13 protein-coding genes are annotated in these 14,861 nt (G+C 66.5%); 9 read left to right on the top strand and 4 right to left on the bottom strand.

Annotated features, from left to right (window positions below):
- Nucleotides 1-159 precede the first annotated feature (159 nt).
- The 9 genes from FHU38_RS06485 (at nucleotide 160) to FHU38_RS06445 (ending at nucleotide 8,230) form a co-directional block, all read left to right on the top strand.
- Nucleotides 160-807: a bifunctional DNA primase/polymerase gene (locus FHU38_RS06485; protein WP_313886679.1), complete on the top strand. Its 648-nt coding sequence runs from the start codon at nucleotides 160-162 to the stop codon at nucleotides 805-807.
- 130 nt (nucleotides 808-937) lie between these two features.
- Nucleotides 938-1,447, top strand: a complete 510-nt coding sequence (locus FHU38_RS06480) for a DUF4254 domain-containing protein (protein WP_313886678.1) — start codon at nucleotides 938-940, stop codon at nucleotides 1,445-1,447.
- Nucleotides 1,444-3,330 carry a hypothetical protein gene (locus FHU38_RS06475; protein WP_313886677.1) on the top strand — a complete coding sequence of 629 codons (1,887 nt, stop codon included), beginning with the start codon at nucleotides 1,444-1,446 and terminating at the stop codon, nucleotides 3,328-3,330. The genes FHU38_RS06480 and FHU38_RS06475 overlap by 4 nt, the downstream gene beginning before the upstream one ends.
- Nucleotides 3,327-3,917, top strand: coding sequence for a phosphoribosyltransferase (locus FHU38_RS06470; RefSeq protein WP_243852202.1), 591 nt, complete (start codon nucleotides 3,327-3,329; stop codon nucleotides 3,915-3,917). The genes FHU38_RS06475 and FHU38_RS06470 overlap by 4 nt, the downstream gene beginning before the upstream one ends.
- A 20-nt stretch (nucleotides 3,918-3,937) precedes the next feature.
- Nucleotides 3,938-4,981, top strand: coding sequence for a glycosyltransferase family 9 protein (locus FHU38_RS06465; protein WP_313886676.1), 1,044 nt, complete (start codon nucleotides 3,938-3,940; stop codon nucleotides 4,979-4,981).
- 6 nt (nucleotides 4,982-4,987) lie between these two features.
- Nucleotides 4,988-6,124 carry a hypothetical protein gene (locus FHU38_RS06460; protein WP_167167645.1) on the top strand — a complete coding sequence of 379 codons (1,137 nt, stop codon included), beginning with the start codon at nucleotides 4,988-4,990 and terminating at the stop codon, nucleotides 6,122-6,124.
- A gap of 2 nt (nucleotides 6,125-6,126) precedes the next feature.
- Complete coding sequence (locus FHU38_RS06455; protein ID WP_167167642.1) at nucleotides 6,127-6,873, top strand: SDR family NAD(P)-dependent oxidoreductase; 747 nt, start codon at nucleotides 6,127-6,129, stop codon at nucleotides 6,871-6,873.
- A complete protein-coding gene (locus tag FHU38_RS06450; protein WP_167167639.1) occupies nucleotides 6,870-7,466 on the top strand; it encodes a histidine phosphatase family protein in 597 nt (198 codons plus the stop codon). The genes FHU38_RS06455 and FHU38_RS06450 overlap by 4 nt, the downstream gene beginning before the upstream one ends.
- Nucleotides 7,463-8,230 (top strand): TylF/MycF/NovP-related O-methyltransferase, encoded by a 768-nt coding sequence (locus FHU38_RS06445; RefSeq protein ID WP_167167635.1) that lies wholly within the window; start codon nucleotides 7,463-7,465, stop codon nucleotides 8,228-8,230. The genes FHU38_RS06450 and FHU38_RS06445 overlap by 4 nt, the downstream gene beginning before the upstream one ends.
- Before the next feature lie 7 nt (nucleotides 8,231-8,237).
- Here the strand turns inward: FHU38_RS06445 and FHU38_RS06440 are convergent, their stop codons facing one another.
- From FHU38_RS06440 to FHU38_RS06425, 4 genes are all read right to left on the bottom strand, one after another.
- The gene (locus FHU38_RS06440; RefSeq protein ID WP_167175642.1) at nucleotides 8,238-8,702 is read right to left on the bottom strand and encodes an NUDIX domain-containing protein; all 465 of its coding nucleotides are present in this window, start codon (nucleotides 8,700-8,702) and stop codon (nucleotides 8,238-8,240) included.
- A 96-nt stretch (nucleotides 8,703-8,798) separates the two neighbouring features.
- Nucleotides 8,799-12,017: a type I restriction endonuclease subunit R gene (locus tag FHU38_RS06435; RefSeq protein WP_167175639.1), complete on the bottom strand. Its 3,219-nt coding sequence runs from the start codon at nucleotides 12,015-12,017 to the stop codon at nucleotides 8,799-8,801.
- Nucleotides 12,017-13,231, bottom strand: coding sequence for a restriction endonuclease subunit S (locus FHU38_RS06430; RefSeq protein WP_243852422.1), 1,215 nt, complete (start codon nucleotides 13,229-13,231; stop codon nucleotides 12,017-12,019). Before FHU38_RS06430 ends, FHU38_RS06435 begins: the two co-directional genes overlap by 1 nt.
- 1 nt (nucleotide 13,232) lies before the next feature.
- Entirely contained in the window at nucleotides 13,233-14,858 is a 1,626-nt protein-coding gene (locus FHU38_RS06425; protein WP_167167629.1) for a class I SAM-dependent DNA methyltransferase, read from the bottom strand.
- Between the last annotated feature and the right edge of the window lie 3 nt (nucleotides 14,859-14,861).

The raw sequence follows: 14,861 nt of genomic DNA, 5'->3' as shown, positions 1-14,861 counted from the left end.
AGGACCAACGGTAGGGCGTGCCACACCCGCGGATCAGGAATGTCCCCCCAATGTCCCCGATCTGGCCCAAGTGTGGGCACTCGCTGTGGTCGTGTTCGTCCCTGCTGCCTGGTGAACTCGTAGACGTAGTTACACCACGTCAGGCGGAGGCGACTACCAGTGAATGATCGTATTGACGCCGCTCGGCGACCGACGAGCGCACCTCTGGTGCCGGGCATTCCGGGACTGGCCTGGGCCGAAACGCGTGCCACCGCCGTCGACCTGGCGCAGCACGGCTGGCCCGTGTTGCCGGGAACCTACCAGCTTGCCAAGCACGGGGCCTGGCTGGGCAGGTCCGGCGCGGCCGGGCTGGAACCGGTCGCCGCGCTGTGGCAACTGGCCACGACGACCAACCCGGAAGTGGCGATGGAGTGGTGGACACGGCGGCCGTACTCGGTGCTGCTGGCGTGCGGAGCCGGGGTCGACGGGGTTGAGGTACCCGCCGTCCACGGTCAACGCGCGCTGGGGCAGCTCTCGCCGGCCCGGCGTGGTCCGGTCGCCGTCACGCCCTTCGGTTCATGGTTGTTCTTCGTGCGCAGCGGCGATGAACCGCTGCGTCCTGAGCTGGCCGCGAACGCACACGCGCAGTTGCACGCGAGCGGGGCGTGGTTGCCCATCCCGCCATCGGCGCGTGACGGCCTGCCGTATCGCTGGCGGGTGCCCCCGTCCATCGTCGGCTGGGCGCTACCGGCCTCGGCCGAGGTTCAACGAGTGCTGGTCGCGTCGCTCAGCCGTCAACCCAGCGGCGCACAGCCCAGCCTCGCCTGAGTAAGCCGCGCCTGCGCCGAGGATGCCCCGACCGCCCTCGGCGCAGGCGCACCCCAGCCCACATCGACCGAAAGGGGAGGTGCCGATCATGGCTGACAGCGGTGAACAGGTCGCACAGCACGTGTCACGAGTGCGGGAGATCCTGCCGCGATCCGCGTCGATCATTGAGGCGTTCCGCGACACCACGAGCAGAGAGCATCCCGGCCAGCTCGTCCTCGACACGGCGAACGAGCTGGCCGCCCAACACGAGCAGCAGTGGGAAGCCGAGGATGTCAGCCGCGCTTCCGGCGCCTCCGCCGACGACATCGCCGAAAGCAAGCGGCTCATCGACGACCTCAACGCCAAACGCGTCGCCCTGGTGGAACGTATCGACGAGTGGGTGTCGGCCCAAGTCCACAGCCGCGCGGACGCCTCCCTGCACACCGAAACCCTCGGCTCGGTCGTCGACCGCCTGGCGATCGCGTGGGTCCGTGCGAACAGCCTGATCAACACCAATGACGCCCGGGATCGAGCCCGCTTGGCTCTGCGGCAGCTCGCCGAGCTGGCCGACGCCTACGACGACCTGATCCGCGACGTCGCCACCGGCCACCGACGGCTCCCGGCGTGGCGGCCCCTGAAGACCTACCGGAGCGCATCGTGACCGCAGAGGTACGCCAACACCTGTCGGTGTCGCTCAACGGCGTCGACAACGTCGGAAAGACCACGCAACTCGCCTGGCTGCACCGTGGGATGCCCGGCGCCCACCTCGTAGGCACTGTGGATGCCTGGGATTCCCGATGGCGCGAGGTCGCTGCCGGCGACTTCGCCCACTGGTGGTTCGTCGGCTCCACCACGGCCGAGCACGTCGGACTGATGCTGGGTAGCCACGTCGCACGCCGCGACGCGAGCGGACCGCTGGCCCTGGAAGACCGCGGCTTACCCATGCTCCGAGCGACCTGCGCCGCCACCGCCGCGCTCAAGGACGGTCTGTCCCCGACAAAGGCACTCCGGCTGGTGGACCGCCTCGCGGCCGATCTCCCGGTCGCCGCACCTCGGCACGAAGTCCACGTGCTGTTACGCCGGTCCGATGACCCCACACGGGAAGCGGCCGAGGCGCTGCGGCGCGAGCCAAAGCCAGCCAACGAACGGTACGCCGCCTACCAGCGCACGCTCGCGGACGTCCTGTCCATCCAGGTCGAGCGCGGGGACTACCACACCGTGCTCGACGTCGGCGACGCCCCGATCGTGGATGTCCAACGAACGCTCCGGAGCCGCCTGGCTGACGCGGGCGTCAACGTGCAACCGCTGCCGAACGACGTGTTGGAACGGCTGTGGGTGCTGGGCGGCATGTCCGAGAGCGGCAAGAGCACAGTCGGCGAACTGTTGCGCGACGAGCACGGCGTGACCAGGTTGAAGATCGGCTACCTGGTGGAAGTCGCCGCCATGCGGGCTGGGGTCGCCGACCCGTACGAGCACTGGTCGGAGCGGGAGCAGGCGGAGCGGCTTACCGACGAAATCCTGCGGTTCGCCGAGACGACCAAGGCACGCACGATCAGCCTGGAGAGCGCGCACCGCTTCGAGGCGACCGCGCACCTCAAACGGGTCTGGGGTGCCCGTTGCCAGCTCGTGTACGTCGATGCGGACATGACCGTCCGGGCGAGTCGCGCGGCGGAGAGCGAGTCGCGGTTGCGTGGCCGCGACGCGACCAAGCGCGATCGCGGCGCGGACGGGATCGCCGCGATCGCCGATCACCTCATCGACAACTCCGGATCGCTGAGCGCACTCAAGCTCGCCGTCAGCCGAATCGCGTCGACCGTTGACTTGCCCAGGGTGACGCTCCACGCAAGTGGGCCGGTGGCCCAGAGCGAGTGGTTAGGCCAGGCTGTCGATCACGTGTGCGACGAGCAGGTCGCGCTCGTGCTCGCAACGGGCAGCACGGGGACGACGAGCTGGCGCGACGGGTGGAGCGATCTTGACCTGCTCGTGGTTCGTGACACCGCGCCCGCCGCGTGGCTGCGGGACGTGGCGGGCGCCCTGCCCACGCCCGACGGGATCAAGGTCGGCCTCAGCGTCTTCACCACCGCCGACATCGATGCCCTACGGGTTCCACCGCGCGTCGTGCAGTCGCTGCGCCGCGCCGCCCAAGGGGTCGGCGTGCTCTACCGGCGAGCGGACCATCTTCTGCCGGTGCCGGGCGCCGCACACGGCGATCGCACCAGCCGGGGCGAGTTGGGACTCGTGCTGATGACCACCCGCCGCCTCCTCGCCGCCAATCAGCCGGACGTGCGCGCCGTGCACAAGCACCTGGTGCTGCTCGCCAAGATCCTCCTGCGCGCCGACGGACACGACCTCCACGACGCCGACGACGTGCTCACCGCGTTCCGCGAGTTTCACCCCGCCGCCGAATGCGCACCGCCTGAGCTGTCCGACCTCATCCGTCACCCCGGCGATCCGGTCCTGCACGGACAACTCGTCGACGCGACAGACCGACTGTTGGCCTACCTCGACCGACTCGACCACACCATCGTGAGGACCAGCGAATGACCACCGAAGACCTGTTTGCAGGGTCGAGCATGCGCACCGTTCCCGAAGACCTCGCCTACCAGGCCCGGCGCGTCCGCCGTCTCGGCGTGCCCCCGCAGACTCGGGATGTCCGGATCGTTCACGAGCTGGACGGCATCCTCGACCAGGTACACCCCGCGACGTTGCTTCGGACCGGTGGCGCGCTGTGGGACGCGTGGTCGCGCCACCCGGAGTTCACGGCCCCGGACCTCCTGCTCGGACTGGACGCGGGCGGCATCCTGCCCACCGTCGCCGTCGCACTGGCCGGCGACCTTCCGTACCGCCTGGCCTGGAAGCTCGACCTCGACCTGCCCGACAAGCGGCGCTTCAGCGAACCCCATGCCCGCCGTACCGAGGTGTTCACCTACGGCGACCTCGCGGGAACCCGCGTGCTCATCGTCGATGACGAGATCACCACCGGGAACACGCTGGCCAACCTGATCACGGTGCTCCGCGAGTCAGCCGTGGAGGTGACCGGCATCGCGTGCTTGATCGAGGACACCACAGGCAACGCCCGTCCGCTGCTGGAATCGCTGGGAGTACCGCTGTGCACCCTCACGCGACTGTGAGCCCGTGGACGATCGAGCCGGTGACGCTGCAACGCGGCGGGCCACTCATCGTCCCCCGCCACCACGCACCCCTGGCCCGCGCGCTGCCGTTCCGGCGCGCGGCCGGGGAACTACCGTCCTACACCAGCGGCGCGGACATGATCGACGAACGCGGCTGGTCAGTGGTCCTCGGTGACCGCGGCTTCGGTGATGTCCTGCTCGCGCTCGGACTCGTTCAGGCCCTCGCCGACGGGACCGGACGCGACGCCGAACTCCACTACGAGGGACCACGTCCACGCCTGATGCAACGATGCCGGCTGCCGTTGAGCACAAGCCTCACCGAAGGCCCGCACACCGTCTACACCAGGCACGGCAAGGGATTCACCTTCCACGCGATCCCCGAACGACCCCAGGCGTGGCTGGACATCCTGGACGACGAACTCGTGGAGGTCCACGCCGCTCTGCCGATGCGGTACTACCTCGCCGCGGAACAAGCCCTTGGCGTCCGGCTCCCCGCCGACCGCGCGCCGCTTCCGACGTTCATGTCGACGGAGCGGGCACGACCGTTCCACGTCGTGTTCGTCTCGGCGACCAGTTGGCCGAGCCGGAAGGACTACGGTGCAAGCGGTTTCGCCCGCATCGCGGCTGTCCTCGCCCAGCGCTTCCTGGCGGCGTGGACGTTCACCTTGATCACCAGTAGCGATGCCGAGCCGATGGCCTTCGACGGTGTCAAGGTTCTGGCCGGGTTGGATGCAGTGGACTGCCTGGACGTGTTCGCGTCAGCCGAAGTCGTGATCGGCAACGACACGGGCCTGACCCATCTGGCCGCGCTCACCGAACGCCCGGACGGAACCGGCCCGCACGTCATCGGGCTCTACGGTCGCCACGCCCACACCAAGTGGACCACCGGGAGGGCACGTCACCACGCCATCGCCACCACGTTCTCCCAGATGCTGGCCCTCGCCGACCGCTGCCCGGTGCGCGACCACCTGGACGACGCGATGTGGTCACAGTCGGCGAGCCTTGCCGACCTTCCGGCGGAGGTCATCGCCGAGTTCGCAAGTGATCTCGCCGGTTGGTGGTGACTGCTCATGCTGAGGATCGCCAACCACCGACGCTTCACGGCCAACCACACCTGGCACGTCGACTGGGCCGGACACGCGCTGTTCGTCAAGGCCAACCCGAACCACGATGAGGCCGGCGCCGAATGCGCAGGACACGCGCGTATCCGCGAGTTCTACCCTGTACCAGGGCTGCGTGGCGCGCGACGGGTCGCCCGCTGGACCGTGCTCGCCTACGACCGGTGGCCGTACCTCGGCCACGATCACGGCCTGCTGCTCGACGAGATCACCCACGCCGACCTCACGGGCAACATGGTGCGCCTCGACACCTGCCTGACCGCGGTGTTCCGCCAATACCAGCACGTCATCGGCAGCACCCTTCGCCCCACGACCAACGGCGAGACGATCAGCAAGCTCTACGGCGACCGCGCCGCTCCCGATGGCCGCCTCGACCAGTACTACAGACCCAACGCACCGTGGCCGATCACCAATGGAACCCGGCGAGTCCGCCCGCAGGATCTGACAGACGTGCGACTGGTCGTCAACGGCCGCGAGCACGCGGTTGACTTCGCCGAGCTGATGACCAGGCTGCGGGTCCACTTCGCCCGCCACAGCCCGGTCTGGGCCGCCGTCACACAGGGCGATCCCACCGACATCAACATCGGGTGGTCGCCCGCAGGTGGACCGGTGTGGTTCGACTACGACACCGGAGGACTCAACGCGCTGCCTGGCGAGTTCGCCTGTTTCCTGCTCTACCAACGCCTCCACGGCGCATGGCTCACCCCGCACTACAACCGGGCCGCGTTCGACGATCACCCCTCAGCGCTCACCCAGGCGAGCCTCGCCGAGCCGTCCGTCCAGGTCGAACGCACCGGCTCATCGCTGGTGATCGACTACCGACACACGCCCAGCCGAGCCCGCCGACATGTCCTGCGTCGCTACCTCGACGAGATCATCCGGCCCGTCGCCCGCCATCTCGGCATCGACGACCTGATGGCGTGGATGCGCCCGTACCTGGTGATGCGGCTGCTCGCCGTCTACCACCTCGCCGACCTCGAACCCCGTGACACTGCGCTGTCGCTGGCCCTGCTCGCCCAAGCACTGGACCCGGACATCACCCTGCCGGAATTCCTCGCCCTCACACCATCAGATGCGGAGGTCAACTGACCGTGGCCCGTTCCGTCGCCATCGTCACCGGTGCCGGTTCCGGCATCGGCGCGGCCATCGCCGCACGGCTCGCCGACCGCTACGACCTCATCCTAACCCACCTCTACGACGACCCGGATCTGCACAACGTGCTGGCCACCGTTGAACAACGCGGCGCTGCCACAGCGGCGATCACGGGCGATCTCACCGACCCGATGACGATCGACACGCTCGCACACGAAGTCGAGCACGCCGCCGACCGGCTGGAAGTCCTCGTGTCCAATGCCGGCGCCTATCCGCGCGTCCCCTGGACCAGCCTCGACCTGGACACCTTCCGTGAGCAGATCGAGGTCAATCTGATCACGCACGCGGCGTGTGCCCAGCTCGTCACCTCGTCCCTCACAACGCGCGGCCACGGCCGCATCATCACCGTGTCCTCGGTGCTCACCCAACTCGGTCGCGTCGACCTCGCCGCCTACATCGCGGCCAAGAGCGGCCTGGAAGGACTCGTCCGCGCCTTGGCCCGCGAACTCGGACCACACGGCGTCACCGTCAACTGCGTCCGCGCAGGCTCCATCGAAGTACCGGCCGAACACGCCGTCGTCCCCGACCACGACGCGATGATCACCCGGCAGCTCGACCGCCAGTGCGTCAAACGCCGTGGACACCCCGACGACATCGCCGCCGCCGTCGACTTCCTCGCCTCCCCCGACGCGCGGTTCATCACCGGCCAGTGCCTCACCGTCGACGGGGGCTGGTGCATGACATGACCCTCGCCGCGCTCTGGATGCGCCACGGCACCTGTGACGACGGGCTCTGCCGCCCCGGCGCCCACGCCCGGCCCGGCAGCCCACTCACCATCGCAGGCACCGTCGAAGCCGAACTGACCGCCCGCGAGCTGCGCGACCATCGCTGGCAACCGGCGCTCATCGCATCCAGCCCACTGCGCCGCGCTCGCCAGACCGCCGCCATCGTCGCCCGCGCGTTGGACAGCCGAATTGCCGATCCGATCAGCGCGTTCGCCGAATGGCGCGCCCCGCACTGCGTGCTGGGTCTCGCCTCGAACCAGTACCCGCCCGACTACATCACCTGGCGGCAACAGCGCGCCGACAACCCGGACAGCGCTCTGCCCGGAGGCGAAAGCCTCCGGGCGTTCGCCGAACGCGCACTCGAAGCCGCGACCATCGCCGGCGACCTCGCCACCCAACACGGCCCCGCGCTGATCGTGTCACACCGGCTGCTCATCGGCGCCGTCGCCGCCCTGCACCACGGCCACCGCCACCCCGCCGACATCTTCGGCTACGCCAGCGACTTCCGCCTTGCCCCCGCCCAGCTGTGGGCACCACCCAGGGAGACCACGTGATCAACGATCAAGCCGACGGCCGGATCTTGCCGCACGAATCGGACCACGAGCGAGCCGTCCGCCACCGCCTCGCCGACCTGCTGTCCGACACCCCCATCCCACCCGTGGAACTGGTCGACAACCTGGCCCTCTACCTGCGGAGGCAGCCCCTGACCGACCTGCTCTCCCTGGACGCGCTCTACCGAATGATCCTCAACGTGCCCGGCGTGATCATGGAGTTCGGCGTGCACCGCGGACGTCACCTCGCCGCCCTGACCGCGTTGCGCGGCGTGTACGAGCCGTACAACCCGCACCGTCGGATCATCGGCTTCGACACCTTCATCGGCTTCCCCAACGTGACCGACATCGACACGACGAGCCCCAGCGCCGTCGCCGGCCGGTTCGCGCTCACCGACGTCTACCCACACCACCTGCGCGACGTGCTCGACGCCCACGAGCAGGGCGAACACCTCGGCCACATCCGACGAACCCTGATCGTCCAGGGCGACGTGCGCGAAACCCTCCCGCGCTACCTGACGGACAACCCGCACACCGTCATCGCCCTGGCCTACTTCGACCTCGACCTCTACGAGCCCACCCGCGACACCATCGACGCCGTCCGGCCGTACCTCACCAAGGGCAGCGTGCTCGCCTTCGACGAACTCGCCCACGCCAAGTGGCCAGGTGAAACCGCAGCCCTGCGCGACACCCTCGGCACCGATCACGGCACGCTGCGCACGCTGCCCTGCCGCGCCACCCCGACGTATCTGCGGTGGGGTACGTAGTCGCAGCTCAGGCGGCTGCGCCCGCCTCGACCAGCAGAGCCTCCCGGTTAGCCAGGATGAACTCCTTCAACGCGGTCGGCTTCAAGTCGATCGACGCGAGATCTTCTCCCCGAAGGTCAACCCGGTCCAGGTCGTACCCGCCGCGCGACGGGTCGCTGAACTCCGGGCCGCTCCGGGCGGACTCGTCCAGGTCGGCCAGCCGCGCCACAAAGAAGTGCTGCACAGCGACGCCACTGTCCGACGGCGAGCTGAACAGGAACACCTGCGAGGCATCCGTGGCCTTCGCGCCCAGTTCCTCCGCCAGCTCCCGGTACAGCGCCGCCTCCACCGAGGCGTCGGTGTCCTCGACACCGCCACCGGGCGCGGTCCAGTACGGCGCCTGCCCCGGCTTGGTCCGCTTAATCAACAGCAGCCGACCGAGATCGTCGATCAAGATCGCCCGTGCTGCACGTCGCCCCACTGCCACCGTCATCTTGGACCTTTCTGCCACGCTGGTGAGCCTACGGCTGGCAGCGCAGCCCGGTTACTCAGGGCCGCGCTATTGCCACTACCTGCCACAGCGCGCGGCTCAGTCTGACGACGCGTTCGCTCGGGTTCCGTTGCCGTTCGAGACGTAGCGAGGTGCCATCGCCTCCATCTGCTCGATCACGAGCCTGATGGCTTCGGGCTGCTTGTCCGGCGGGTACTTGTACTTCACGAGTAGCCGCTTGATCGACGATCGGAGCTTGGCCCGGACATCGTCTCGCACCGTCCAGTCGGTCTTGACGTCGCGTCGCATCACCGCCACCAGTTCGCGTGCGATCTGGGCAAGCACGTCGTCGCCCTGGAGTTCAACCGCGGACTCGTTGGTGCTGACCGCGTCGTAGAACGCCAGCTCGTCGTGGGACAGGGGAGGGTCGAAGCGCTGGCCGCGGTTGCTCTCCGCAGCGACTTCCTTGGCCAGTTCGATGAGCTCGGCGATCACCTCGGCCGAGGTGAGCTGCTGGTTGGTGTACTTGCGCATCAGCTCGGCGATTCGCTCGGAGAACGCCCGCTGACGCACGAGGTTGTGCCGCGTGACGTGATCCGACTCCTCAACCAGCAACGCGCGCAACGCTTCGATGGCGAGGTGCGGGTTCGACGCCGATTGTGCCTTGAGCTGGAACTCCGGCCCCAGGTCGGACAGCGACGGCTTCGGCAAGCCAGCGGCGTCGTAGATGTCGATGATCTCACCAGATGCGGTTGAGGTAGCGACCAGTGCGGAGAGCATCCGTTGGATCTCCTCCGGCACGGGCTTGCCCTCTGCCTGCCGCTGTTGGGCGTCGAACTTGCCCATCCACACGCGGACTTCTTCGTAGAACCTTGCCGTTACTCGGAGGCGTTCGAGGGTCTGGTTGCCCGAACACAGCGCCCACGCACGGGCCAGTTGGTTGGCCAACTTCCGGAAGCGGTCGCCGAGCGTCTCCTCGCCTTCCGGTACCTGGTTGCCGGGGGTGGTGGGTGAGCGCAGGTAGTTGGTGAGCCCGTAGGCGGCCTTCACCCAGCTCTTCGGACCTCCATCCAGCTTCGCCCGCCACGGGTAGCCGGCGCACAGCTCGTCGAGGGAGGCGATGAGCGTGGTGGTGAGGTCGACAGCCTCGTCAACGTGCTTGCCGACCGGCTTCTTGGCCCGGTCTGTGTCGGTGTACTCGGCGAGCGCCCTGTTCAAGTTGTCCGCCAGCGGCGCGTAGGCGACGAGCAGGCCGTCCGGCTTGCCGCGGAAGGTGCGGTTCACCCGCGCCAGGGTCTGCATCAGCAGCGCGCCCTTGAGAGGGCGGTCGAGGTACAGCGTGTGCAGCGGCGGCGCATCGAAGCCGGTAAGCATCATGTCCTTGACCAGGACGATCTGAAGCTCGTCATCGGCGTCGCGCAGCCGCTTCTGAATGACCTTGTTCTGCCCATCACGCCGGACATGCTTGGCCACCGGCATCACATCCTGAGCCGAGCCGGAGTAGACGACCTTGATCATGCCCTTGTCGACGGCGTCGTTGTGCCAGTCCGGCTTGAGCTTGATGATCTCGTCGTAAAGGTGGGCGCAGATCTCTCGGGTCGCGCCGACGATGAACGCCTTGCCGGGAGAGCCGATGAACTTGCGCATCTGCTCCGAGCGGGTCTCCCAGTGCTGGACGATGTCGGCAGCCAATGCCTCCAACCGCGCGGGAGCCCCGTACACAGCGTTGATCACGGCGACGGACTTCTCGATCTTGGCGCGTTCCACCTCGTCAAGCCCAAGAGTGACCTCGTCCGCAGCTCGGTCGAGGTCTTCCTCGCTGACGTCTTTGGTCAACCCGACCTTGATCAGGCGTGGCTCGAAGTAGACGGGGACGGTGGCACCGTCATCGACCGCACGGGTGAGGTCGTAGATGTCGATGTAGTCGCCAAACACCTCTCGGGTGTTGCGGTCATCGAAGGAGATCGGTGTCCCGGTGAACGCGATCAGCGCGGCGTTGGGCAGCGCGTCCTTGAGATGCCGGGCGTAACCGTCGAGGTCGTCGTAGTGACTGCGGTGGGCCTCGTCGGCGATGACGATGATGTTGCGGCGGTCCGACAGCAGCGGATGATCCAGCCCGGCGTCCTTCTCGGCCTTGCTGAGACCGAACTTCTGGAGCGTGGTGAAGTAGATGCCGCCCGTTGCGCGGCTGGCCAGTTCCTCACGCAGTTCCGCGCGGGTCGTCACCTTGATCGGGGATTCGCTCAGCAGTCGGGATCGGTTGAACGCTTCGTACAGCTGCCCGTCCAACTCCTTGCGGTCGGTCACGACGATGATGGTCGGGTTCTTGAGCTTGGGCTGCGCGGCCACCAGGTGGGCGTACAGCTCCATCTCCATCGACTTGCCCGACCCCTGGGTGTGCCACACGACCCCGGCCTTGCCGTTGCTCTCCACAGCGGCCACGGTCGAGCCCACCGCTTTGGTGACCGCGAAGTACTGGTGCGGCTTGGCAATACGCTTCGCGTAGCCGTCGGCCCCGCCGTCGAACGCGGTGAAGTTCCGCTGCAACTGGAGGAACCGCTCCGGGTTGAACACCCCCTCAATCAGAAACTCCAACTCGGTGCCGAGGTGCACGTCATCGAGCGGCTCGCCAAGCCTCACCGGCTTTCCGTCGTCATCGACGTTCCACGGCGAGTAGTGGTTCAGCGGCGTGAAGGGCGTGCCGTAGCGGGCGGTGATCCCGTCGCTGATCACGGTCACCACCGCGAACCGGAACGCCATCGGGAACTCGCGCAGATAGGTCGCCAACTGGGCGTGCGCCGCGTCTAGATCGGCTTTGACCGCGCCCGCTTGCTTCAGCTCGAAGATGGCGACCGGCATGCCGTTGAGATAGAGCACCACATCGAAGCGACGCTCGACCTCAGCGGTGCGGACGGTGACCTGGTTGACCGCGAGCAACTCGTTGTCGCCGACCTGGTGGCTGACCAACCGGATGGTTGGGTTCTGTTCGACGCCGTCGGTGTCGATGTAGCTGATCCCGCGGTAGCCCTGAGTGCAGATCTGGTGCAGCCGGTAGTTCTCGGCGATCGCGTCCTGTGAGGTCGGCTGGATGATCTCCGCAAGTGCCTGCTCCAGGTACTCCGCCGGCACCTGCGGGTTCAGCTCCCGCAGCTTGGCCAGCATCCGCCCAGGAAGCACGATGTCATCCCACGACGCCCTACCGTTCTCAGCGCCCGGCGCGATGGCGATCCCTGGAAGCGACTGCCACTCCTGCTCGGCGAGCGTCTCCAGCGCGACGCCCTCCCACTCGGCTTCACTGAACCCCGGCTGCCCCACCATCACACGACCCCCTCCACGTTTTTTTCGACTTCCCGCACGCGGATCTTTCCGGACATCAGCAGGGGCAGCAGTTCGTCCCGCGTACGTCCGAGCCGCCTGCTTTCGGAGTGGGCGGCATGGATGATATCTAGGAGACTGCGTTGCAGCTCTCCTTGTTTACGCTGCTCGGTCCGGCTTGGTACGGGAACAGTGAGAGAGCGAATGTCGCGAAGGTTGATATACGGCGCCATGTCACTCTTGAACATTAGTTGCGACGCTTGGGTTTGAAGATCTGAGCTTCTAAACCAAGCAGCTAGATAACCGCGATCGAGAGCATCTTCGTTGAGTACGCGAAAGTAGCAAATCTGCGGGCTGTAGACGACAGTCTCGAGGTCGGGTGGCACAACTGCCACTCGCCCCACCGAACCTTTTGTAGTCATGACAATGTCGTTCGGGCGAGAGGCTTTCTGTCCGATTTGTCGAGCATAGGATTCCGATACGAAGTCGGTTCCTTCTGGAACGACACGTCCGTCTCGAATATCTCCTGCTCTCAGAATTCGGAATCCTGGCTGGCCGTGCTCAGCCTGCTTCGTTCGATACCCGTCTCCTTGTGTAAGAACGCCTCGATCTGCGAGTTCCCCGATGGTTATGGGGGTTCCGGCATCTCGCTGCAGGCTTGCGGCGAACAGCGCATCAGCGAGGCTTAGGGCGGTAACCGCTACTTGATCGTTTGCGGCGATCTTGTCGTCGAGCGCCCCTAGAACATCAGCAATTGCCTTTTGCTTGGAAAGGCTGGGTATCGCTATCTCCCATGCAGGCATTGTTGAGAGTCCAATCCGTGGCACTGTGGCGCCATGGATCGTGTTTGTGGCGATGGCCCGCTGGAAAGAGGGGCTAAGGTAGAAATAGAGAAGGAATCGCGGATCAACAATAGAGCGATCCGGTCGCAGGAGAGCCATACGGCGTCCCAAGCAAGCCGTTACTCCTTCTGGCATCAGTGCCGCTTCGCCGAGTCGAGTCTCATACGAGAACAAGAGGTCCCCCGCGCGAGGGATGACCCTGCGTGTCCAGCGGACGAAGTCTTCTTCAGAAACGTGGTCTGACTCCGATAGGTCGAGGCGACCAGACTTGAGGCTAGCGATGTTAAGAAAGTATGGCCCATCGGACCGTCGCGTGGGAGTTGCATGTGGCCCATCGAATAGCCTGCCCAAGGCTCCAATGGTCGTGCGCTTCATTTCAAGCATCGAGTCGCTCCAACTGTCCGCGGACAACCTTCTCCAGCCGCGCGGACTCATCGAATGCGGTCAATAGTTCCTTGGAGAGTCGCTGGATCTTGTCGTCGATGGGTTCGCCGTCGTCCTCGACTTCGACGGCGCCGACGTAGCGGCCTGGTGTGAGGGCGTAATCGGCGGCCTTGATGTCGGGGATGCCGACTGACTTGCAAAACCCAGGGGTGTCCTCGTAAGTCAGAAGTTTTTGCGCGGCGGAGCGGGTACCGCGCCAGGCGTGGTAGGTGTCGGCGATCTTGGCGATGTCCTCGTTGGACAGGGCGCGTTCGGCACGGTCAACCATGTAGCCGAGTTCGCGGGCGTCGATGAAAAGCACCTGGCCGGATCGGTCGACCGCGCCGTGCTTGCCGGCGCGCTTGTCCTTGGCAAAGAACCAGACGCAGACTGGGATACCGGTGCTGCGGAACAGTTGTGTCGGGAGCGCCACCATGCAGGAGACGAGGTCGGCTTCGACGATCTGGGCGCGGATCGCGCCTTCGCCGTTGGAGTTCGACGACATCGAGCCGTTCGCCATGACTACGCCAGCACTGCCGCCGGGAGCGAGCTTGTACAGGATGTGCTGAATCCAGGCGTAGTTGGCGTTGTTGGCGGGTGGGACGCCGAACTTCCAGCGGGGGTCTTCAGTGTTGCGGGACCAGTGCTTGATGTTGAACGGTGGGTTGGCCATCACGTAGTCCATCTGGACGTCCGCGTGCTGGTCGCGGGCGAAGGTGTCGCCCCACCGCGCCCCGAGGCCCTTGTTGTCGATGCCGTGGATGGCGAGGTTCATCTTCGCCATCCGCCAGGTTTCCTCCAGACTTTCCTGGCCGTAGATGGCGATGTCCTTCGGGTCGCCGTTGTGTTCGTAGATGAACTTCTCGGTCTGCACGAACATGCCACCCGAGCCACAGCACGGGTCGTACACACGACCGCGCGAGGGCTCCAACACCTCGACGATCACTCGGACAACGCTGGGCGGGGTGAAGAACTCGCCGCCGCGCTTGCCCTCCGAACGGGCGAAGTTGCCGAGGAAGTACTCGTAGACCTCGCCCATGAGGTCGCGGGCGCGGTGTTCGCCCTGGCGGCTGAACTTGGTGCTGTTGAACAGGTCGATCAGCTCGCCGAGGCGTCGCTGGTCGATGTTGTCCTTGTTATAGAGGCGCGGCAGCGTGCCCTGCAACGACGGGTTGGTCTTCATGACGAAGTCCATCGCCTCGTCGATGAGTTGGCCGATGTTCTTGGCGGGTTCGGAGCCTTCGGCGGGCTTGCCCTTGGCGTACTGCGCGAGGTACTTCCAGCGGGCGGTGGGCGGTACGACGAACACCCCGTACCCCTGGTACTCCTCGGGGTCGTCGATCAGGTCGGCGATCTGCTCTTCGTCGTAGTCCTGTGCCGTCAGATCGGCGTGGATGGCCTCGCGGCGTTCGTCGTAGGCGTCGGAGACGTACTTGAGGAACACCAGGCCGAGGATGACGTCCTTGTACTGGTTCGCGGACAGCGAGCCGCGGAGCCGGTCGGCGGCCTTCCAGAGGGTGTCCTTCAGCTCCTTCATCGTCGATGGTGCCGACGGTTCCTTCTTCGTGCGGGGAGGCATGCT

The organism is Saccharomonospora amisosensis (assembly GCF_011761185.1).
GTDB classification, from domain to species: Bacteria; Actinomycetota; Actinomycetes; order Mycobacteriales; family Pseudonocardiaceae; genus Saccharomonospora_A; species Saccharomonospora_A amisosensis.
This window is presented reverse-complemented; position numbering and strand designations above follow the sequence as displayed.

Coding starts and splice junctions, on each gene's coding strand:
- FHU38_RS06470 (WP_243852202.1), top strand. CDS start 3,327: ATGACCACCGAAGACCTGTTTGCAGGGTCGAGCATGCGCACCGTTCCC.
- FHU38_RS06460 (WP_167167645.1), top strand. CDS start 4,988: ATGCTGAGGATCGCCAACCACCGACGCTTCACGGCCAACCACACCTGG.
- FHU38_RS06450 (WP_167167639.1), top strand. CDS start 6,870: ATGACCCTCGCCGCGCTCTGGATGCGCCACGGCACCTGTGACGACGGG.
- FHU38_RS06440 (WP_167175642.1), bottom strand. CDS start 8,702: ATGACGGTGGCAGTGGGGCGACGTGCAGCACGGGCGATCTTGATCGAC.
- FHU38_RS06435 (WP_167175639.1), bottom strand. CDS start 12,017: ATGGTGGGGCAGCCGGGGTTCAGTGAAGCCGAGTGGGAGGGCGTCGCG.
- FHU38_RS06430 (WP_243852422.1), bottom strand. CDS start 13,231: ATGAAGCGCACGACCATTGGAGCCTTGGGCAGGCTATTCGATGGGCCA.
- FHU38_RS06425 (WP_167167629.1), bottom strand. CDS start 14,858: ATGCCTCCCCGCACGAAGAAGGAACCGTCGGCACCATCGACGATGAAG.